The organism is Cupriavidus sp. 05T41 (assembly GCF_056396525.1).
The window spans coordinates 20,074-40,893 of sequence record NZ_JBFTLQ010000070.1; the positions used below are offsets into that span (position 1 = coordinate 20,074).

Genomic DNA, 20,820 nt, shown 5'->3' on the forward strand with positions numbered 1-20,820 from the left:
CTTCAGTCCAGTGAGATGTTCGTTTTTGCCGCCACGGCCTTCCAGCGCGCGATCTCGGCTTCGGTGTGCAGGCCGAGCGCGCGGCCCGTGTATTGTTCGCGCGGCAGCATCTGGATCGCCTGGCCTGCCATCTTCGCGGTGAACGCCGGATCCGACATGACCTTGAGGTAAGCCTCCTGCATCTTGTCGAGCGCCGCCTGCGGCGTGCCCTTTGGCGCATAGATCCCGTACCAGGTCGCGGCCTCGAAGCCCGGCAACACGCTCTCGGCCAGCGTGGGGACGTCCTTGAGCTGCGCCACGCGGGTGGCCGAGGTCACCGCAAGCGGGCGCACCTTGGACTCCGTGATCTGCGGCAAGGCGGTATTGGTCTGGTCGAACATGCCGTCGACCTGGCCGCCGATGACATCGATCAGCGCCGGCCCCGCGCCCTTGTAGGGCACCAGGGACACCTTCATGCCGGCAGCCGACGCGAACAGGGCGGCGATCAGATGCGAACTGGAGCCCATGCCGGCGTTGCTGATGAAGAGCTTGCCGGGGTTCTTCCTGCCGAAGTCGACCAGCGCGCGGATGTCCTTGGCCGGATGGTCCTTGCGGACCATCAATACCATCGGCGTATCCGGAAAGCGGAACACCGGCGCGAAGTCCCTGACCGGATCGTAGGCAAGCTTCTTGTACAGCGCCGGAGCGGCGCCCATGTATCCCATGTGGCCGACCAGCATGGTGTAGCCATCGGGCGCGGCGCGCGCGGCCTTGGCCGCGCCCACCGTGCCGCCGGCGCCGGGCGAGTTGTCGATCACGATCGACTGGCCGACTTCGCGCGATACGCGCTCCGCGATGGTGCGCGCCAGGGCATCGGTGGGCCCGCCGGCGGCGAACGGGACGATCCACGTGACCGGCTTGGCGGGATAGCCTTGCGCGGCGGCCGGATGGCTGGCGGCGATCAGCGCCGCGGCGCCGGCCACGCGCGCCAGGGTGGCAAGAAACGAGGGCTTGGTACGGGTCATGGATGGTCTCCTCCGGGTGGGCGGATATGTTCTTGTGAGCTTCAGGTCGTGGCCTTCGACAGCGGAATGCCGGGGGTATGCGGGTTGGCCTCKCTGGCGTCTTCGCCCAGCAGGTTGCCGTCGTCCAGCGCGGCATCGGCGGCCGCGGCATCGGGATAGCGCTMCGGGTAGAGATGGCGCGCGGCCACTTCCGGGTCGAACGTGCCGGACCACTTCGCCACCACCACGGTCGCSACGCTGTTGCCGATGGTGTTGCAGGTSKMRATCGCCATCGACAGGAAGCGATAGACGCCGAAGATCACCGCCAGCCCCTCGACCGGCAGCATGCCGGTGGAGGTGACGGTCGCGGCGAACACCACGAAGGAGCCGCCCGAGACGGTCGCCGCGCCTTTCGATGTCAGCAGCATCAGCAGCAGGATGCCGATCTGGTGATCGAGCGAGAGCGGTACCCCGTAGGCGTGGGAGATGAACATCACGCCCATCGCCATGAACAGAGAGGTGCCGTCGAGGTTGAAGGCATAGCCCGTGGGCAGCACCAGCCCCACCGTCTGCTTGGCGCAGCCCAGGCGCTGCAGCTTGATCAGCAGGCGCGGCAGCGCGCTTTCCGAGGACGCGGTGCCCAGCACGATGAKGATTTCATCCTTGATGTAGCGCAGGAAGCGCCACAGGCTGAAACCCGCCAGCCTGGCGATCAGGCCCAGCACCACCGCGATGAACAGCGCCACCACGGCGTAGAAGCTCAGCACCAGTTGCGCCAGCGCAACCAGCACCGCCKCGCCGTTGCTGCCKACCGAGTAGGCCACGGCGCCGAAGGTGCCGATCGGCGCGAGCTTCATCACCAGGTTGATGAACGAGAACAGCACCTCCGAGATGGTGTCCAGGCCGCCGTTGATCTTCTCGCGCCGGCCTTCGGGAATCGCCAGGATGCCGATGCCGACCATCACGGCCAGTACCACCACCTGCAGCAGTTCGCCCTTGGCGAACGCGCCCACGAAGTAGTCCGGCACGATGTGGGCCATGAACTCCAGGAAGCCTTGCGGCGCCGCCGCCTTGGCGACCGGCGGCGCGGCGCCTGCCGCAACGCTCGTCATGCCCTTGCCGATCTGCAGCAGGTTGCCGGCCAGCAGGCCAACGACCAGCGCGATGGTGGAGATCACCTCGAAGTAGACGATGGAGCGCCAGCCGACCCGGCCCGCGCTCTTCACGTCGCCGGCCGACGCGATGCCATGCACGATGGTGAGAAACACCAGCGGGGCCACGCCCGCCTTGATCAGCGACAGGAACATGTCGCCCAGCAGCTTGAGCTGCGAGGCGAACTTCGGGAAGGCGAAGCCCACGATGATGCCGAGCACCAGGGACAGCAGCACCTGCATGCCCAGCTTGCGGTACCACGGGAGCTTGCGCGCCGGCGGCGGCGCCTCGGGGGTTTGCTTGGTTTCGTTGTACATATTGTCTTCCTCCACCCTCAGTTCAGGCAGGCACGCGCGCGGAGCGTGCGATGGCGCGGTCAACCATCTGCGGCGCGAGGCCGAGGTAGTTGCACGGGTCGGTGAGCCGCTCGATGGCGGCGCGGTCGAAGTGCTTCGTGACTTCGGGCAGGGCGGCCAGCGCGTCGGCGAGGGAGCCGCCTTGCTCGTTGACCGTGCGGCAGGCGTCGTAGACCACGTCATGGGCCTGCTGGCGGCCGATATGCGGGGCCATGCCCATCATCACGGCCTCCGCCACGATCAGGCCCCTGGAGATGCMGAGGTTGTGCTTCATGCGCTSCGTGTCGACGATCAGGCCGCCGAGCGCGAACTTGGCCTGGTGCAGCGCGCCGGCCGTCAGGATGAAGCTCTCGGGGATGGCGATCCACTCGGCGTGCCACGGGCCGGTGGCCCGCTCGAAGTCCTGCACCATCGCATCCACCATCAACCCCGCGTGCTGGCGCACGGCCTTCGATGCGGCGAGCATGAGTTCGCTGGAGATGGGGTTGCGCTTCTGCGGCATCGTGCTGCTGGCGCCGCGGCCCTTGACGAAGGGCTCGTAGACCTCGGCAAACTCGGTCGAGGCCATGATCATGATGTCGAGCGCGATCTTGCCAAGCGAGCCGGTGACGAGCGCGAGCAGGTTCACGGCCTCGGCGAAGCCGTCGCGCGCCACGTGCCACGTGGTGTCGGGCACGCCAAGCCCCAGTTCTTCGGCCAGCGCTTCCTGCACCGCGAAGCCCTGGTCGCCGAGCGAGGCCAGGGTGCCGGCCGCGCCGGCGAATTCGACCACGGCCACGCGGGGGCGCAGTTCGGCGATGCGCTGCTGATGGCGATCGAACATCGCCAGCCAGATCGCGACCTTGTAGCCGAAGGTCACCGGCAGCGCCTGCTGCAGGTGGGTGCGGCCGGCCATGGGCGTGTCGCGGTGCGTCTTCGCCAGTCCCGCCAGGATGCCGCGCAGTTCGCGGATGTCGGCGTCGATGGAATCGAGCGCGTCGCGCACCTGCAGCGCGACGGCGGTGTCCATGATGTCCTGCGTGGTGGCGCCCCAGTGCACGAAGCGGCCGGCCTCGCCGCACATCGCGACAAGCTGGTGCACGAGCGGCAGGATCGGGTAGCCGACGATATCGGTTTCCTCGCGCATGTGATCGAAGTCGATGCGCTCGAGGCGCGATTCCCGCGCGATCACTGCCGCCGCCTCGGCGGGAATCACGCCGACGCGTGCTTCGGCCGCCGCCAGGGCGACTTCGACATCGATATAGCGCTGGATCAGCGCCCCGTCGGAAAAGATCTGGCGCATCTTCTGCGTGCCAAAGGCATCGCGGAACAGGATGGAGTCGACGACGGTGCTGGCCATGGGGAGGGTGGGATTCGGCATGAGGGTCTMTTGGTGCTGGTGAAGGGGGGTGTCAATATGTTCKGACATATCTATACTTTAGTATGTCCGAACATATYCAGCAAACCAGTGTTAACCCGCAGCTGGACAAATGTGATTCCCCTGGCCCAAGATTCCGCCTTATGAGCAGACCCCATTTCGCAAGCATCGCCCGTGAACTCACGGATGGCATTACCTCGGGACGTTTCCCGGTTGGCTCGCTGTTGCCGACCGAACTTGAGTTGTGCGAGCAGTACCAGACCAGCCGCCACACGATCCGGGCGGCGTTGCAGGAGCTTCAGCAGCTGGGACTGGTATCGCGKCGCAAGAATGTAGGCACGCGGGTCGAGGCGGCCAGGCCAACCAATGTCTTTCGCCCGACCCTGGCTTCGGTGGATGACCTCGTGCAGTTCGGCTCGGAACACCTGCGGGTGGTGCGCTCGGTGGAGTCGCTGGAAGCGACCGGCGCGCTGGCCGCTGAGCTGGGTTGCGCAAGCGGCACGCGGTGGCTGCGCATCACCAGCCTGCGGATGGTCGGGGAGGCGGGCGGCTCACCGATCGGCTGGACCGACGTCTATGTCGATCCGGCCTACGCGGACCTTGGCGACATCGTGCGCGCATCGCCTGGCACCCTGATCAGCGCGCTGATCGAAGAGCGCTATGGCCGCCACATCGCGGAGATCTACCAGGACATCCGCGCCTGCACGGTGACGGATGCGGCCATGGCGCACGCCTTGCAGCTGGAGGTGGGTGCCGCGGCGCTGAAGATCGTGCGCCGCTATCTGGACACGGCTGGCGAGGCGTTCGAGGTATCCGTGACCGTGCATCCCGCCGAGCGGTATTCCGTATCGATGCGACTACAGCGCTCGGGCGCGTGAGCAGGATTGCCGCGGCGCGGATTTTTCGCGGGCGGTGTCGATTTCCGGTGCCCCGGCCCGTCGTAGTGTCAGAGCTGCCCGTCGGGCCCGCATCCCGCGGGCCCTGAACCGGCTTCGTGGCCGCGCGGCCGCGCGGCTCCAGCCACTTGTTCCAGGAGAAAGACGATGCGTGTCATGGTGATGGTAAAGGCGACGAGCCAGTCGGAAGCCGGCAAGATGCCCGGCGAGGAGCTGCTCGCGGCGATGGGCAAGTTCAACGAAGAACTGGTCAAGGCGGGCGTGATGCTCGCGGGCGAGGGCCTGCATCCGAGCGCCAGGGGCAAGCGGGTGCGCTTCTCGGGCAGCCAGCGCAGCGTGATCGACGGCCCGTTCGCGGAGACCAAGGAGCTCGTCGCCGGGTTCTGGCTCTGGCAGGTCAAGTCGATGGAAGAGGCGGTGGAATGGGTCAGGCGCTGCCCCAACCCCATGGAAGGCGACTCCKAGATCGAAATCCGCCCGCTGTTCGAGGCCGCCGATTTCGGCGATGAATTCACGCCCGAGCTGCGGGCGCAGGAAGAGCGCGTGCGCGCCGAGGCCGCGGGCAACGCGGGCGGGCCGCGCTGAGGCCTGCCCACCCCGGGGCACTGGCGGCGTCCTCCGGTCCCATGGCGGGCCGCGGGATCTCGCCGCCGGTCCCGGCTTCGCGCGCACGTCGGTGAAGCGCTACCTCACCAACCGCTTCCGCGCCGGGGGTCCTAGCCGGCCGCCGCCAGCGATTCCGTGCCCGGCGCCGGCATGTTCTCGACTCTCAGCGTCTGCGGCACCGACAGCGCGATATCGGCCGCGCGCAGCCGCTTGAGGATCTCGAACAGCAGATCGCTCTTGGTGGTKGTGGCGATGCGCGGGCTGCCGACATAGCCCGTCACGCTCAGCGTGATCCCGTTCGGCGCGAGCTGGCTGAACGTGACCGACGGCGCGGGCAGGTCGAGAATGGTCTCGTTCTCGCGATAGGCATCGAGCAGCAGGTCTCGCACCTGCTCCGGATCGATGTTCAGCGGGAAGGTCAGCAGCAATGTCGCCACGCCCTGGGTGCTGTTGCTCATGGTCACGTTGCGCAGGTTCTGCGAGATCAGCTGCGAGTTCGGCACGATCACGGTGGAGCGGTCGCCGAGCTGGATCTCCGTCGCGCGCACATTGATGCGCCGGATGTCGCCCTCCACGCCGCCGATGCTGACCATGTCGCCCACCTTGACCGGCCGCTCGGTMAGGAGGATCAGCCCCGAGACGAAGTTCTTGACGATCTCCTGCAGGCCGAAGCCGATGCCAACCGACAGCGCGCTGACGATCCAGGCCAGGTTCTCCCATCTGACGCCCAGCAGCGACAAGGTCAGCAGTACCACCAGCACGTAGCCGACATTGCTGAACAGCGTGATCAGCGAGGCGCGCAGGCCGGGCTCCGTGAAGACCTTGGGCAGCAGTTCCGCGTCGAGCCAGCGGCGCACCGAGCGCAGCAGCCAGATGCCGGCCGTCAGCGCGATCATCGCGTTCATGATGCGCTCGGGCATGATGTTGAGGCTGCGCAGCCTCTCGCCCCCGAGCACTGTCAGCAGGCTGTTGAGCAGGTCGACGGGCGTGGTGCCGAAGCCGCCGGTCAGCAGGGCGATCACGGCCACCAGGAGCAGCAGGCTCGCGCCAATCCCGGACAACACGGTGGAGACCTGCTCCAGGTGGCTGTCGTTCGCGCCGAACAGCTGCTTGATCACGCGGMCACTGGTGTGATGCGACGAGAACAGGCCTTGGCAGATATCGCGCGTCAGCCGTGTCAGCAGGTACAGGCTGCACAGCACGATGTCGAACCAGACCAGCTCGTAGGTCAGGAAGCGCGCGAAGCTGATATAGCCGACCAGCAGGGCGCCGAGCGAGGCAATGATCGTGATCGTCACGCCGGCGTGGATCATGCCTGCCAGCGCGGCTCGCGCTTCTGGCGGCTCACCGGCCGCCGCCAGCGCGGTGCGCACGCGGTTGGCCCGCAGCAGCGCCGCGCCGATGGTCAGCACCACCACCAGCGAGACCAGGCCGCGGCCCAGCAGCGTGACCTGCACGCTGGTGTCGGCGGTCCGGTTGAGTTGTTCGAGCGTACCGGCCAGCAGCAACAGGCCGGCCAGCACGGTCGGGAACGGCTTCATTGCCAGCGCCACCGGGTCGGCCAGCGCGGGCAGGCGCCACGACGGGTGGCGCGTGCACAGCAGCGCCCGCCCCAGGCCCGCGATCAGCGCGCTGGTCAAGGTCAGCTTCGCCAGTTCGCTGAGCAGGTCCTGCAGTTCAGGCGGCAATGCATAGTGGCGGGTGAAGGCGGTGTAGGCGATCTGTACCGCGAGGGCCGTCGTCACCAGGGTGGTCAGCGTAGTCGCCAGCGCCAGGGCGCTGCGGCGCAACCGGCTTTCCGGCAGCCGCGTCAGGCAGAACCATGCCAGCGCCCGCTCGATCAGCAGCCGGCCGAGTGTCCACACGGCGAGGGCGAGCAGGAGGAGCGCGGCGGTGACGGCCTGCTGCCCGGGCTGCCACGCCAGTTGCAGCATCGACACGAGCTGTTCCTTGAATTCGCCCAGCCGCTCCTGGTCGTCCATCGACGGCGCGGACAACGGCGCCCAGAACTGCGGGTTCAGGATGCTTTCCGAGCGCAAGGCGAGCTGGTTCTTCATCTGGCTGCGCTGCAGCTTGCCGAGTTGCGACTTCAGGTTGGCGATGTTTTCCTTGCTCTCGGCCGCCTGCTTGAGCTCGACGTCCATTTGCGCCCTGCGCGCATTGAGGTCAGCCCGTTGCCGCACGACGGCGGGTGCCTCCGGCGTCCTGCCGGCTTCGGGCGGCGGGCCGAGCACATCGAGCTGTGCCTGCAACTGCGCGCGCTGGGGCGTCAATGCCGTGGCCAGCTTGTCGACGTCCGTCGCCAGTTGCTGGATGACGTCGTCGAGCCCGTCGAGCTTGGTGCCGCTGGTGGCGCTCGACGCCAGTTGCTTGATGCGATCCTGCTCGGTCTGCAGGCGCTTGAGCTCGGCCACCGCCTCGGCGTGCGTCAGGATAGCCGGCTGCGATGCGGCGGCCTCCGACGCCGCTTCGGCGGCAAGGGCTGCCGGCAGGGCCGCCGGCGTCAGGTGGAACAGTGCGACCAGCACAAGGCTCAGCGCGAGCTTGGGAAAATGGCTCATAGCGGAAACACGTTTCGGATGGTCTGGCTGAGCCGGCAATCGCACAATGGCTTGCGATTGTCGTGGCTTCGCCTGCTGGCGGAGCGTCGGGGAACGACAATCGAGGTGCTGGACGGCCGGGGCGCCGGGGAGGAACACAAGGAAGGGGCGCCGCATGACCGGCGATCCACTTCCGCGAGGGGTGGTCAGTGGCCTGGCGGTGTTACCGCGCTCGGGGCCTGCACCGGCCTGGCTGGCKYGGGGTGTGATGACCGGGATTCAGGCGATCGGCTGGCTCGCTGGCGAGCGGATCGCGGAAACCTGGATTATACGCAAGCGTTCAAGTCACACGGCGCGGTGCCGCCAGGCGACGCGCCTTGCTGTTTGCGTGCCGGTCAAGATGGCGCCCGAGCCGTCGCGGCGGGCGAGCGCGGACATGCCGCGGCGAACGCGGCGAACACGGCGCAGATCGCGGCGCCATCCTGGCAGCCCGGTCCGCCAAGTACTATGCTGCCTAGGCTTGGGCAAGGAGGCCGTATGTTGCCGGGTTCCCGCAGTAGTGGCAGGGCGAAGCGCATCGTGCGCGGCATGGCATGCGCGCTGGCTTGCTGCGCCGTGACGGGCTGTGCCGTCGACAAGGGCGCCGCGCCGCCCGATCTCCAGCCCGCCGATGCGGTCCGCACGATCGCCACCATGCGCGCCTCCGGCGTGCAGATCTACCTGTGCAAGCGCGATCAGAACGGGCAATTGCTATGGAGCTTCAAGGCGCCCGAGGCAGACCTGTACGACGCCGGCGGCAAGCTCGCCGTCAAGCACTACGCCGGCCCGAGCTGGGAAGCGCCCGATGGCAGCAAGCTGACCGGCAAGGTTTTGCGGCAGGCGGCGAATGCGCGGGAGCCGGGCAGCATTCCGCTATTGCTGTTGCAGGCGACGAGTGTCGGCGGCGCCGGCCTGCTGGGGTCCGCGCGCTACGTCCAGCGGCTGAATACGCATGGCGGCGTGGCGCTGCCCCAGGCCTGCACGCAGGAAGGGCAGGAAGACCGCGTGCCCTACCGGGCCGACTACGTCTTCATCGAATAGCGCCCGATGGCCGCCGGTGGCGAGACGGAGGCGGGTGAAATGCCCCGCCTTGGCGGGTCACCGGAAAATCTCGCACAATAGGGAACGCACCGACTATCCGCGCAGGTTCCCAGATGAAAGCATTCCTGATCACTTCCTTCCTGGCGTTGTCCGCGTTCAGCGGCGCGGCCTTTGCGCAGGTCGACGACCAGTMGAAGGCGCAGGCGCTGATCCAGACCGTGACGCAGCAGTTGCTCAACGAGGTGCGCACGCATGCGGTCGCGCCAGGCGATATCCCGCGGATCATATCGATCGTGAACCGGGACATCCTTCCCTACACCGACCTGCACCGCACCACGCAGCTCGCCATGGGCCGCTACTGGCGCGCGGCGACGCCGGCACAGCAGCAGCAGGTGATCGAACAGTTCAAGTTGCTGCTGATCCACACTTACGCAGGCGCAATCGCGCAGCTCCGCCCGGACCAGCAGATCGAGTATCCGCCGTCGCGCATCGAGCCGACGGAGACCGACGTGGTGGTGCGCACGGTCGCTACCAATATGACGGGCGGCCAGCCATTGCAGATCGATTACCGCCTGCACAAGACCACCGAAGGCTGGCGCGTATATGACCTGAACGTGCTCGGCGCGTGGCTGGTGCAGACATACCGCCAGCAATTCAACGACATCATCCAGCAAGGCGGCGTGGACGGCCTGATCCGGTCCCTCGCCGAACGCAACGACCGGCTTGTCTCCGGCAGGCAGTGACATCGGCCGTTGCCGGCCGCCGCTGCGCCGTTTGCGCATTGGCGTTCGGCATCCGGGCCATTTCCGCGCAGGCAGGCAAGTGGTGCTTGCATTTTCTGGATTGTCCGGTAAAATGCGCCGCTCACCTTGCCCAGGTGGCGAAATTGGTAGACGCACTAGGTTCAGGTCCTAGCGGTGGCAACACTGTGGAGGTTCGAGTCCTCTCCTGGGCACCAAGTCATGAAGCAAAAGGCCTGCAGCGATGCAGGCCTTTTGTTTTTTCCGCCCCCCGCCTTGCCCCCGATCCCGCAAGATCGCAGTCCGCGCCGGCACGCCGGCAGGGATATTTCCAGGAAGTTGCCGTGCTGCAGCGTACGGCATGGCGCGGTCCGCCGCCGCGCCGGACCTGCCTCGCGCCACCGTCCGCCCTCGGAAAGTCTAATATCGGCTGCCGAAACAAATGAATTCCGCAATACCCGAAAGCCGACCATGATCGTTGCCAAGGGGCCGCGGATCGACTTCTCCCGACCCCAGCAAGAGCAGGCCGGCCGCGGACAAGCGCGGGACCGGCCGGACTCATTATCGAAGTGCTCAAKGAGACTCTGATGATTCCACGACTAATGTCGACCGCCAGCCTGGCTCTGGCCGCCATCCTCGCATGCGGAACCGTCGGCGCACAGCAGCCGCAGCAGCCGCAGCAGCCGATGAACGCAAAGGAAGCCAAGGCGAAATTCGCCGAAACGTTCAAGGCTGCCGACACCGACCACGACGGCAAGCTCACGCGCGAGGAGGCGCAGGCCGGCATGCCCGAGGTCTACAAGCACTTCGACGAGATCGATGTAAAGAAGACCGGCTCGGTCTCGCAAAGGCAGATTGGCGCGTTCTGGGCTGCCAAGGCCAAGCAGCGCGCKACTGCGCAGAATCCGGGCGKGTTGAACTGAGTTGACGACGTTCCCCGGGACCGGCCGGCGTCAGGCCGGCACCGGGGAACGCGAATAGGTGGAGTGCTTGAAGTACGTGAAGTACGCGAAGTACGTGACGCCGATGAAGGACCGCCGAGGTCCTTGCAGTCAGGTCAGCAGGTTGAAGGCGAACCCTAGCGCAATCGCGCCGCCTAGCGCTTCCACTGCCGCCAGCGCGAGAAGGTTCTTCAGAACGAAGGCATCATCCTGCTTGGTCACCATGGTCTTGTCTCCTGAAGTAGGAATCCACAGCTGGAATGTAGTGGCAAGCCAATCGGTACCGATCCACGCTCCAGCCACGTCTCAACTCGCCTTCAGTAGACCGCAACGCAGAACCTGCGAAAAGCTGGCATAAACCCGAATGCAGGCACTCGGGTGAATGCCGACTTKAGAGCGCTGGCGGGAAACGGGAAAATCGTCGCGGATGGCACACCTTCCTCCAGGCTTCTTCCCGAGCGAGCATGCACAAGATGGAAAGCCCCGCGCTGCGTGATTTCGATAGMCTTGTCGAAGCGTCGATGAACGAGTGGCGGGTGCCGGGCGTTGCCGTCGCCGTGATCCGGGATGGCGAGATCCTCCTGTCGAAGGGCTATGGCGTGCGGGATACCGACACCGGCCTGCCCGTGACGGAAGACACGCAGTTTCTCCTGTGCTCGCTGACGAAGTCTTTCACGGCCGCCGGGCTGGGGCTGCTGGTGGACGAGCGCAGGCTCGACTGGGCGCAACCCGTGMGCGACATCATCCCCGAGTTCCGGCTGCACGATGCCGTGGCGACGGAGCGCGTGACGGTGCGGGATCTGCTTTCCCACCACAGCGGACTGCCGCGCCACGACTGGATCCACTCGCCGGGCGACCTCTCMATGGCGCAGATCCTGGCGGCGTTGCGCCATCTGGAGCCAAGCCGCGATCTGCGCGCTGCGTACCAGTACCAGAACCTCGGCTATGTGGTGGCCGGGCACATCGCGGAGCGCATCAGCGGGCAGCGCTGGGAGGCGTTCACCACCGGGCGCCTGCTTGGTCCGCTGGGCTTCGCGCATTTCGGACTCGGCATCGAGGCGCTCGCCGCTGCGCCCGACCACGCGCATCCCCACATCAGGCAGGGCGAAGAAAGCCGGCGCGCGACGCTMACGCCGATCCGCGCGCTAGCCGCCGGCGGGCTCAATGCCTCGGTGTCCGACCTGGCAAGATGGATGCGCTTGCTCATGAACGAGGGCGCCATCGACGGCAAGCCGTTGCTGTCGGCAGATGTCGTGCGCCAGATGATGACGCCGAACGTGCATGCCGGGCGCTCCGTGTTCAGCGAGGTCGGTGACTGTCACTACGGGCTCGGCCTGACGGTGGAGCACTATCGCGGCGAGCGCAAGGTGTCGCATACCGGCTCGTGGGTCGGCTGGGGCACCGCGATGGCGATGCTGCCGGAACGCCGGATCGGCGTCGCGGTGCTGACCAACCGCGACGCCAGCAGCGTGCCGGAAATTCTCGCCTATGCCGCGTTCGACCGGCTCTGTGGCCACCAGCCGGTCGACTGGTTCGGGCGGTTCCGCGCCATGYGCCGCGAGGTGCTGGCCCAGCAGAAGGTCKACCGGCAGGCGCGCGGCGAATTGCGCCGCACCGGAACGGCACCGAGCCACGCGCTTGACGACTATGTCGGCGAGTACKAACACCCGGCCTACGGACGGATCGGCATTGCCAGCGAGGGTGGCAAGCTGGCGTGGTGCTGGCGCGGCATGTCGGGGCCGCTCGAGCATCGCCACTACGACGTGTTCACCGTCCCTGACAAGCCGGCCGAGATCAATCCGGATTGCCTGGCACTCACCTTCGGCTATGACCGGGAGGGCGTCATCGACCGGATCACCGCACCATTCGAGCCAATGGTCGCGGACATTGTCTTTCGCCGCAAGGCCGCCGGCGATGTGCTCGATCCCGCCTTCCGCGCGTTGTGCGCCGGCAGGTTCCTGCATGGCGCGCAGGAAATCGATGTCGTGCTCGACGCGGCGGGCGAGCTGACCTTGCGCATTGCGACGCAGCAGGTTCGCCGGTTGTTGCCGTTCGACGGGCGGTCCTTCGATATCGAGGGGCTCGCCGGATATCGCGTCGCGTTTCGCAGCCCCTCGCCGGGCGTGGTGGACGCGCTCGTCTTCTACCAGCCGGATGGCACGTTCCTGGCGCCGCGACCGGTCATGCCGGCCTGAACGCAGTGCAGCATGGTGCCGCCCGATCCTGCCGGCCCGGGTGAGGCGCCGCCGGGTTTTCCGGATGGCGGCGCTTGCCGGGCGCCAGATTGGCTCCCAATGTCGCGCGGGATCTCCTAACCTTCCTGCACGGACTGGATCGCAGGCGCTCGCGCAAGCTGCGGGCAGCCGCAAATCGCGACGTCGCCGGCCATCGGCCCCCGGGCCCGTGCTCCGCTGCGGCGGCTCGCGGAATCGGACGGCGAAGGGAGGACGAGATGTGCGATCTGTGTGAACTGTGTGATGACGCCCGGCATGCGAGCCATGTTTCGCGCCGCGGCTTCCTGAGGACCGGCGCGCTCGCCGCGCTGGCGCCGTGGAGCATCGGTGCCGCACTCGCGGCCGATGCGCCGGCACCGGGCGCGCCGCCGCAGAACGCGATCGCGCCTGCGCAGGCGTTGAAGCGGCTGATGGACGGCAACGCGCGCTATGCGGCGAACACGCCCGACGAGCGCGATTTTTCGTCCGGCCGCGCCGCCCGCGCGCAGGTGCAGTACCCMATTGCCGCGATCCTGGGTTGCGCCGATTCCCGTGTCGCGCCGGAGCTGGCCTTCGACCAGGCGCCCGGCGACCTGTTTGTCGTGCGCGTCGCCGGCAATATCGTCAGTCCCGACTTGCTGGCCTCCCTGGAATACGGCATCGAGTTCCTGGGGGTGCCGCTGATCGTGGTGCTCGGCCACACCAACTGCGGCGCGGTCGACGCCGCGATCAAGGTGCTGAAGGACAAGGCGGTCCTGCCCGGGCATCTGCCGGGCCTCGTGGCGGCGATCAAGCCGGCGGTGATCGCCGCGGAAAAGACCGGGCCCGCCGACCTGCCCGGCAGCGCGGTCGCGGAGAACGTGCGGCGGCAGGTGATCCGCCTCAAGGCCTCGCCGCCGGTGGTGCAGAAGCGCTACGGCGACAAGAAGATCGACATCGTCGGCGCGGTCTACGATCTGCAGAGCGGGAAGGTCGCGCTGGTGTAGGTCGCGCTCGTGCAGGCGGCGCGGCGGCCGCAACGCCTGACGCGCGCCGCCTTGCGCCGGTGCAAAGATCCTGAAGTCGCCCGCATTTTCCCGAACCCTTGAGACGGCCGCGGGAAGGGCCCGAGAGGAGCGCGCATGATCACCCTCTTTTCCTACCCGGGCCTGTTCGGCCTCGAAGACAACAATCCCTACGGCCTCAAGGTCTTTGCCTTCCTGCGGCTCAGCGGCCTGCCATTCGCGCACCGCCATATCCTCGACACGAAGCTGGCCCCGCGCGGGCAGCTTCCCTATGTGGACGACGACGGCAAGGCGATCGGCGACAGCGACGCCATCGTGCGGCATCTCAAGCAGAAGTACAGCCTGGCCATCGATGCGTCGCTGACCGAGGCGCAGCATGGCCTGGACCACATGATCCGGCGCACGCTGGATGATCTCTACTGGGTCATGTCGTACTCGCGCTGGCGCGATGAGCGCTACTGGCCGAGCTTCATGGCGGCCCTGCTGCGCGAGCATCCTGAGCTCACCGAAGCGGCGCTGGCCGGCGCGCAGAAATACAACTTCGAGCGGTACTACTACCAGGGGATCGGGCGCTTCGAAGCGGACGAGGTGTACGCGCGCGGCGTGGCCGATCTCGCGGTGCTCTMCGGCCTGATCGGCGACCAGCCTTTCCTGTTCGGCGCGGCACCCGCCAGCACCGATGCGGGCCTGTACGGGTTCGTCGCCAATATCCATGGCTACGATATCGACACGCCGCTGAAGCGCTTCGTGCTGTCGCGCCCGAATCTCGTCCGGCATTGCAACGCGGTGCGGGCGGCGATGGGACAGGACGCGCTAGGCAGCCCGGCCCGCGCCTAAAAAAAAGCCCCGCTACGCCGCGGGGCAACTACCACGAAGACTGATAGGAAGAGGCGGAGGACACCTGCCAATGCCGCATCCGCATACCGGACTATAGGCGGGGTTTGTGACGGAGCGGCGACGCCCGCGTGAAATTGCGATGACGGCGCTGCCGCCGGCCCCGGCCCCCGCCTCAGACTCAGATCTTTTCCAGCAGCAGGCCCTTGAGGTATTCGCCTTCCGGGAACGCGGACAGCATCGGGTGGTCGGTGCCGGCCGACAGGCGCCGCAGGATGCGCGCGTCCACGCGTGCGTCCGTCGCCGCGCCGGCCACGATCTTCTGGAACAGCTCCATGCTGATCGCGCCCGAGCACGAATACGTGAACAGCAGGCCACCCGGGCGCAGCAGCTGCATGCCGACCAGGTTGATTTCCTTGTAGGCGCGCGCGGCGCGGTCGATATGCTGGGCCGACGGGGCGAACTTGGGCGGGTCCAGCACGATGAGGTCGAACTGCCGGCCTTCGGCGCGGAACTGGCGCAGGGTCTTGAACACGTCGGCGTCGAGCCAGGTGGCGCGCGCGGGATCGAAGCCGTTGAGCGTGACATTGTTCGCGGCGGTCTTGAGCGCTTCGCCGGAGKAATCGATCGAGGTCACGGCGGTGGCGCCACCGCGCAGCGCGGCCAGCGAGAAGCCGCCGGTGTAGCAGAAGCAGTTGAGGACTTCGCGTCCGGCGGCGAGGTCGCCGACCAGCTTGCGGTTGTCGCGCTGGTCGACGTAGAAGCCGGTCTTGTGGCCGCTGCGCACGTCCACGTAATAGCGCACGCCGTGTTCGGTGACATTGAGTTCAGGATCGGGCTCGGCGCCGGCCAGCACGCCGGTGACCAGCGGCAGGCCTTCGCGTTCGCGCACGGCGGCGTCGGAGCGCTCGTACACATTGGGGCAGCCGGTCTCCTTGACGAGCGCCTGCACCAGCGCGTCCTTCCATGCCTCGACGCCGGCGGAATTGAACTGGCACACCAGCTGGCCGGTGGCGCCGCTGCCGTAGTAATCCACCACCAGGCCGGGCAGGCGGTCGGACTCGCCGAAGACCAGGCGCACGGCATTGCTGTCGGTGACCCATTGCTTGCGATGCGCCAGCGCGGCGGACACGCGGCGCTTGAACATGGCGTGGTCGACCGGCTCGTTCTCGTCGAAGCTCCACACCCGCGCGCGGATCTGGGACGAGGGGCTGTACGCCGCGCGCGCCAGGAAGCGGCCGTCGGCGGCACGGATGACCACGGTGCTGCCGGGTTCGCAGCGGCCTTCGGTGGCGGCCACGCCGGTGGCATAGACCCAGGGATGGCGGCGCAGCAGGGATTTTTCCTTGCCGGGCTTGAGGGTGATGGTGTTCATGGTTTTCTAGTTCTGGATCTGGGCGCGGCGCCATAGCGACGGCATGGGCGCGCGGGTTCGGCGGTGGGCCATTGTGGCGGCTTCAGGGCGGCAGGGGAAAAAAGCTGTCGCCGGACGAAGCCGGCGGATGCGCCAAAGCCGCTTGCGCAGGCGGCCGGGGAGAGCGGTGGTCTGGCCGGGAGCCGCAAGAAGCGAAGCCTGCGGCGTATGTCCCGGATGGCGACGTATCAGGCGCCCGCGCTCTCCCCCGGCCCCTCTGCCGCGGGCGGGAGAGGGGCGCAAGCCGGTCTCCCGGCCACTACAGCACCACCTTGACCATCGGGTGCGAGGTCAGCGCGCGGTACAGGTCGTCGAGCTGTTCGCGGCTGGTGACCCAGACCGTGACGGTCAGGCCGAGGTAGTTGCCATTGCGCGACGGGCGCATTTCCATCTTGCCGGCATGGAAGTCGGGGTCGAAGTCCTGCACCAGCGTGACAATGGCTTCGGCGAAGCCGTCCTGCATGGTGCCCATCACCTTGATGGGGAAATGGCTGGGGTATTCGATCAGCGACTCGGCCGGCGTGATCTCGCCCGGCTTGCCCTTGGGATCATCGGTGCTCATTGCTGGGCCCTCCTACTTGCGCTTGAACCACAAGCGGATGGTATCCCACAGGCGGCCGAAGAAGCCCGCTTCGGGCACCGCTTCCAGCGCCACCACCGGGAACTCGGCCACCTTGGTGGCGCCGTCCATCAGCTTGACCGTGCCCACCTGCTGGCCGGCCGCGATCGGCGCCAGCAACAGTTCCTGGCGCYCCAGCACCGGCTTGATGCGGCCACCCGTGCCCTTGGGCACGGTGATGAAGGTCTCGTCCTTGACGCCGATCTTGACGGTGKATTCCTTGCCCTTGTAGATGTCCGGCGTGGCCAGTACCTGGCCACGGTCGTACAGGCGCAGGGTGTCGAAGAACTGGAAGCCGTAGTTCAGGATCTTCAGGCTTTCCTGCGTGCGCACGCTTTCGGTGGTGGTGCCGATCACCACGGAGATCAGCCGGCGCGAACCGTTCGGTACATTGGCCAGCGGGCGCTTGGCCGAGGAGATCAGGCAGTAGCCGGCCGACTTGGTGTGGCCGGTCTTGACGCCGTCCACGGTGGGATCGATGTACAGCAGGCGGTTGCGGTTGGGCTGGCGGATCTTGTTGTAGGTGAATTCCTTYTGCGAGTACATGCYGTAGTACTCGGGGAAGTCCTTGATCAGSCGSGTGGTCAGCGTGGCCAGGTCATTGGCCGTGGTGTAGTGGTTCGGGTCGGGGATGCCGTCGGTATTGGTGAAGTGGGTGTTCTTCATCCCCAGTTGCTGGGCGTCGCGGTTCATCATCGCGACAAAGCCTTCTTCCGAGCCGCCCACGGCCTCGGCCAGCGCCAGTGCGGCGTMGTTGCCCGACTGCACGATCAGGCCGAGCAGCAGGTCCTGCACGCTKACCGGCTTGTTGGGCTCGAGGAACATGCGCGATTCATCGCTCTTGACCTTGAGCACGACGGTGGTCGGCACCACGGTCTGGTCCAGCGTCAGGCGCTTTTCCTTGAGCGCGGCGAAGGCCAGGTAGGCGGTCATCAGCTTGGTCAGCGAGGCCGGCTCGATGCGCACATCGGCGTTCTGCGAGGCCAGGGCCTGGCCGCTGGTGACGTCGTACAGCATCCAGGACTTGGCGGCCACCTGCGGCATCGGCACGCCCTGGGCGCGCACGGGGGCCGCGGCCAGCAGCGAGGCGGTGCCGATCACGGCAGCGGTGGCGGCGGCGACCAGGGTGGACGTGTTGGCGGACGCGAAAAGCGGCGTGGCTCTATTCAACATGTTTCAGTTTTCCGGCAAAGAAGAAGTTGCGAAGGGGTGCCTGAGGCGACGCGGCCGGGCGGCAGCTTGCCGGCCCCGCCACGGTTGTCGCACGCGTCACTGGTCCCACGCATTGACGACGAGCTGCTTGATCAGGTGCAGCTTGCGATGAAAGAAATGGTCGGCGCCGGGGATCACGATCACCGGCAGTTCCTGCGGGCGCGCCCAGTCGAACACGCTGGCCAGCGGCACGGTCTCGTCCTGCTCGCCGTGGATGACGATGGTGTCGGCCGGCACCTCGGCCACCTCCCAGCGGCTGGCGGCGGTGCCCACCATGGCCAGGCGCTGCACCGGCGCGCCGGCGGCGGCCAGGCGCCTGGCCACGTGGCTGGCCACGTAGCTGCCGAACGAKAAGCCGCCGAGCGCCAGCGGCAGCGTGGCTGCCTCGGGCGACCAGGCGGTCTGCGTGCGCATCCAGTCCACCACGGCCAGCAGGTCGTCCTGCTMGCMCACGCCGTTGTCGTGCGTGCCGGCGCTGCCGCCCACGCCGCGGAAGTTGGGACGCACGGTGGCGTAGCCCAGCTGCACGAAGCTGCGTGCGAGGGTCTGCGCCACCTTGTTGTCCTTGGTGCCGCCSAACAGCGGGTGCGGATGGGCCACCAGGGCCAGGCCGCGCGGGGCCTGGCCCTGCGGCAGGTCGACCGAGAGGTCGATGGCGCCGGCCGGGCCKGCGATGGTGTGTACCTGGGTATGCGCGTTCATGGCAGACGGGAAGCAGGAAACAGGATGACGGGAATGCTGGGCAACGGGATGGCTGGCGCGGGCGGGGCGCCGCCCGGGTTGCAACGGTTCAACAGGCCCGGGGTGTCMGCGGACCGGCGGCTCAGCGGTCGAGCATCAGCCGCTCGACCGGCTTGCCGCCCACCAGGTGGCTGTCGATGATTTCGTCGATGTCATGCTCGTCGACGAAGGTGTACCAGACGGCCTCGGGATAGACCACCAGCACCGGGCCGAGTTCACAGCGGTCCAGGCAGCCGGCCTTGTTGATCCGCACGCGCCCTTCGCCGCCGGCGATGCCCAGCGCCTTGCAGCGCTTCTTGGCGTATTCCTGCATGGCCTTGGCATTGTGGTCCGCGCAGCAGGCAGCGCCGTCCTCGCGCTGGTTGAGGCAGAAGAAAACGTGGTGCTGATAGAAGCTGCTCATGCGTGGCTTGGCGGGCGTCGGGCGGCATGCGGCACCAGGAAGCTGGATGCCCGGCGCGCGCGCCGGCCGCTGGGGTCAGGTGGAAGCCCTGAATTATACGGGGTCGCGCGGGCCGCTTCGCCGCTTTGCGCGCGTGCGCGTGGCCTGCGTGCATCGGCGCGCCGCCGCGGGTGGCGTAGCGGGCACCTGCGGCAGCCGCCCGCTTCCGGATCTCCGGACGCCGGCTTTCCGGATTTCCGGAAAGCCGGAGTGCTCGCGCCTGCGCTTCAGGGTTTTTCCTTTTGAATCAGGGGTTTGGCGCGAGGCACATGGCTGGCACKACGGTTGCAACTATATAAGCCAKACGCRCCCTCATCGACAAGGGTGCGCGAACCTGCCGCTGCTGCGGCGGCGGGCACGGTCAAAAACACCGAGGACGACATCATGAGGAAACCCTTTTACAAGATCCTGTACGTGCAGGTGCTGTTCGCCATCCTGGTCGGCATCGTGCTCGGACACTTCTGGCCTGCCACCGGCGTGGCCATGAAGCCCCTGGGCGACGGCTTCATCAAGCTGATCAAGATGATCATCGGGCCGATCATCTTCTGTACCGTGGTGTCCGGCATCGCCGGCATGCGCGACATGAAGAAGGTGGGCCGCGTGGGCGGCAAGGCGCTGCTGTACTTCGAGATCATCTCCACCTTCGCGCTGCTGATCGGGCTGATCTCCGCGCATGTGCTCAAGCCGGGCGTGGGCTTCAACATCGATCCGGCCACGCTCGATACCAAGGCGATCTCGCAGTACGTGACGCAGGCGCATGGCCAGAGCACGGTCGAGTTCTTCATGCACATCATCCCCGACACGATGGTGAGCGCGTTCGCCAACGGCGACATCCTGCAGATCCTGCTGATCTCGCTGTTCTTCGGCTCCGCGCTGGCGGCCATGGGCGACCGCTCGAAGATCGTGTTCGACTTCGTCGAGCAGGTCTCCAAGGTGTTCTTCCACATCGTGCACGTCATCACCAAGGTGGCGCCGATCGGCGCCTTCGGCGCGATGGCCTTCACCATCGGCAAGTACGGCCTGGGCTCGCTGGTGCCGCTGCTMAAGCTGATCGGCACGTTCTACTTCACGGCCATCGTGTTCGTGGTGGTGGTGCTGGGCACGGTGGCGCGCCTCACGGGTTTCTCCATCTTCCGCTTCGTTTCCTACATCAAGGAAGAGCTGCTGATCGTGCTGGGCACCAGCTCGTCGGAAGCGGCGCTGCMGCACCTGATGGAAAAGCTGGAAAAGCTCGGCTGCTCCAAGTCGGTGGTGGGCCTGGTGGTACCCACGGGTTACTCGTTCAACCTGGACGGCACCAATATCTACATGACCATGGCGGTGATCTTCATCGCCCAGGCCACCGGCATCGAGCTGACGCTGCTGCAGCAGCTCACCGTGCTGGGCGTGGCGATGATCACCTCCAAGGGCGCCAGCGGCGTGACCGGCTCGGGCTTCATCACGCTGGCCGCCACGCTGGCGGTGGTGCCTGACATCCCGGTGGCGGGCATGGTGCTGATCCTCGGCATCGACCGCTTCATGAGCGAATGCCGCGCCCTGACCAATATCATCGGCAACKGCGTGGCCACGGTGGTGATGTCGGCCTGGGAGCACGAGCTGGACCGCGCGCAGCTCGATCGCGCGCTGCGCCGTGGCGGCGATGAAACGGCCGAACTTGCCGAAGCCGGCCCCGGCGTCCGCTGAGGACGCC

The 20,820-nt window shown here is 67.1% G+C and carries 18 protein-coding genes and 1 tRNA gene; 10 read left to right on the plus strand and 9 right to left on the minus strand.

All coding sequences use genetic code 11. The features are described 5' to 3' along the window. Positions 1-2 precede the first annotated feature (2 nt). The 3 genes from AC1DKV_RS30600 to AC1DKV_RS30610 are packed head-to-tail and all read right to left on the minus strand — an operon-like array spanning position 3 to position 3,851. On the minus strand, positions 3-1,004 hold the full coding sequence (locus tag AC1DKV_RS30600) for a tripartite tricarboxylate transporter substrate binding protein BugD (RefSeq protein WP_441613799.1): 1,002 nt from the start codon (positions 1,002-1,004) through the stop codon (positions 3-5). A gap of 41 nt (positions 1,005-1,045) precedes the next feature. Continuing rightward, positions 1,046-2,452 (minus strand): cation:dicarboxylate symporter family transporter, encoded by a 1,407-nt coding sequence (locus AC1DKV_RS30605; protein ID WP_477138716.1) that lies wholly within the window; start codon positions 2,450-2,452, stop codon positions 1,046-1,048. 22 nt (positions 2,453-2,474) lie between these two features. Then, positions 2,475-3,851, minus strand: coding sequence for a class-II fumarase/aspartase family protein (locus tag AC1DKV_RS30610; protein WP_477138717.1), 1,377 nt, complete (start codon positions 3,849-3,851; stop codon positions 2,475-2,477). A 140-nt stretch (positions 3,852-3,991) separates the two neighbouring features. Between AC1DKV_RS30610 and AC1DKV_RS30615 the strand changes: the two genes are divergently transcribed. Together AC1DKV_RS30615 and AC1DKV_RS30620 are read left to right on the plus strand one after the other, a co-directional pair. Continuing rightward, the gene (locus tag AC1DKV_RS30615; protein WP_441650167.1) at positions 3,992-4,726 is read left to right on the plus strand and encodes a GntR family transcriptional regulator; all 735 of its coding nucleotides are present in this window, start codon (positions 3,992-3,994) and stop codon (positions 4,724-4,726) included. A gap of 165 nt (positions 4,727-4,891) precedes the next feature. Further along, a complete protein-coding gene (locus AC1DKV_RS30620) occupies positions 4,892-5,329 on the plus strand; it encodes a YciI family protein (RefSeq protein WP_477138718.1) in 438 nt (145 codons plus the stop codon). 131 nt (positions 5,330-5,460) lie between these two features. Here the strand turns inward: AC1DKV_RS30620 and AC1DKV_RS30625 are convergent, their stop codons facing one another. Beyond that, complete coding sequence (locus AC1DKV_RS30625) at positions 5,461-7,911, minus strand: DUF3772 domain-containing protein (protein WP_477138719.1); 2,451 nt, start codon at positions 7,909-7,911, stop codon at positions 5,461-5,463. A 516-nt stretch (positions 7,912-8,427) separates the two neighbouring features. Here AC1DKV_RS30625 and AC1DKV_RS30630 point away from each other — a divergent pair. From AC1DKV_RS30630 to AC1DKV_RS30660, 7 genes are all read left to right on the plus strand, one after another. After that, complete coding sequence (locus AC1DKV_RS30630) at positions 8,428-8,970, plus strand: DUF3455 domain-containing protein (RefSeq protein WP_441650169.1); 543 nt, start codon at positions 8,428-8,430, stop codon at positions 8,968-8,970. Between the two features lie 113 nt (positions 8,971-9,083). Continuing rightward, positions 9,084-9,713, plus strand: a complete 630-nt coding sequence (locus tag AC1DKV_RS30635) for an MlaC/ttg2D family ABC transporter substrate-binding protein (RefSeq protein WP_477138720.1) — start codon at positions 9,084-9,086, stop codon at positions 9,711-9,713. Positions 9,714-9,841: 128 nt separating this feature from the next. Further along, positions 9,842-9,928 (plus strand) — tRNA-Leu (locus tag AC1DKV_RS30640). Between the two features lie 369 nt (positions 9,929-10,297). After that, positions 10,298-10,633 carry an EF-hand domain-containing protein gene (locus AC1DKV_RS30645; RefSeq protein WP_477138721.1) on the plus strand — a complete coding sequence of 112 codons (336 nt, stop codon included), beginning with the start codon at positions 10,298-10,300 and terminating at the stop codon, positions 10,631-10,633. 482 nt (positions 10,634-11,115) lie between these two features. Further along, positions 11,116-12,846 carry a serine hydrolase gene (locus AC1DKV_RS30650; RefSeq protein WP_477138722.1) on the plus strand — a complete coding sequence of 577 codons (1,731 nt, stop codon included), beginning with the start codon at positions 11,116-11,118 and terminating at the stop codon, positions 12,844-12,846. 89 nt (positions 12,847-12,935) lie between these two features. Beyond that, positions 12,936-13,850 (plus strand): carbonic anhydrase, encoded by a 915-nt coding sequence (locus tag AC1DKV_RS30655; RefSeq protein ID WP_441613789.1) that lies wholly within the window; start codon positions 12,936-12,938, stop codon positions 13,848-13,850. A gap of 135 nt (positions 13,851-13,985) precedes the next feature. After that, the gene (locus AC1DKV_RS30660; RefSeq protein ID WP_477138723.1) at positions 13,986-14,705 is read left to right on the plus strand and encodes a glutathione S-transferase C-terminal domain-containing protein; all 720 of its coding nucleotides are present in this window, start codon (positions 13,986-13,988) and stop codon (positions 14,703-14,705) included. 178 nt (positions 14,706-14,883) lie between these two features. On the opposite strand, the gene AC1DKV_RS30665 is transcribed toward AC1DKV_RS30660, so the two are convergent. From AC1DKV_RS30665 to AC1DKV_RS30685, 5 genes are all read right to left on the minus strand, one after another. Further along, the gene (locus AC1DKV_RS30665; RefSeq protein ID WP_477138724.1) at positions 14,884-16,077 is read right to left on the minus strand and encodes a class I SAM-dependent rRNA methyltransferase; all 1,194 of its coding nucleotides are present in this window, start codon (positions 16,075-16,077) and stop codon (positions 14,884-14,886) included. 298 nt (positions 16,078-16,375) lie between these two features. Continuing rightward, on the minus strand, positions 16,376-16,678 hold the full coding sequence (locus tag AC1DKV_RS30670) for an HP0495 family protein (protein WP_441613786.1): 303 nt from the start codon (positions 16,676-16,678) through the stop codon (positions 16,376-16,378). A 12-nt stretch (positions 16,679-16,690) separates the two neighbouring features. Further along, positions 16,691-17,908, minus strand: a complete 1,218-nt coding sequence (locus AC1DKV_RS30675; protein ID WP_477138725.1) for a D-alanyl-D-alanine carboxypeptidase family protein — start codon at positions 17,906-17,908, stop codon at positions 16,691-16,693. Between the two features lie 96 nt (positions 17,909-18,004). After that, entirely contained in the window at positions 18,005-18,649 is a 645-nt protein-coding gene (locus AC1DKV_RS30680) for an alpha/beta hydrolase (protein ID WP_477138726.1), read from the minus strand. A gap of 121 nt (positions 18,650-18,770) precedes the next feature. Further along, positions 18,771-19,091 (minus strand): (2Fe-2S) ferredoxin domain-containing protein, encoded by a 321-nt coding sequence (locus AC1DKV_RS30685; protein ID WP_441613783.1) that lies wholly within the window; start codon positions 19,089-19,091, stop codon positions 18,771-18,773. Positions 19,092-19,511: 420 nt separating this feature from the next. On the opposite strand from AC1DKV_RS30685, the gene AC1DKV_RS30690 reads away from it, so the two are divergent. Then, complete coding sequence (locus tag AC1DKV_RS30690) at positions 19,512-20,813, plus strand: dicarboxylate/amino acid:cation symporter (RefSeq protein ID WP_477138728.1); 1,302 nt, start codon at positions 19,512-19,514, stop codon at positions 20,811-20,813. Positions 20,814-20,820 lie beyond the last annotated feature (7 nt).

Excerpts from the sequence above, each read along its gene's own strand:
- AC1DKV_RS30600 (WP_441613799.1), bottom strand. The coding sequence starts at position 1,004 with ATGACCCGTACCAAGCCCTCGTTTCTTGCCACCCTGGCGCGCGTGGCC.
- AC1DKV_RS30630 (WP_441650169.1), top strand. The coding sequence starts at position 8,428 with ATGTTGCCGGGTTCCCGCAGTAGTGGCAGGGCGAAGCGCATCGTGCGC.
- AC1DKV_RS30670 (WP_441613786.1), bottom strand. The coding sequence starts at position 16,678 with ATGAGCACCGATGATCCCAAGGGCAAGCCGGGCGAGATCACGCCGGCC.
- AC1DKV_RS30685 (WP_441613783.1), bottom strand. The coding sequence starts at position 19,091 with ATGAGCAGCTTCTATCAGCACCACGTTTTCTTCTGCCTCAACCAGCGC.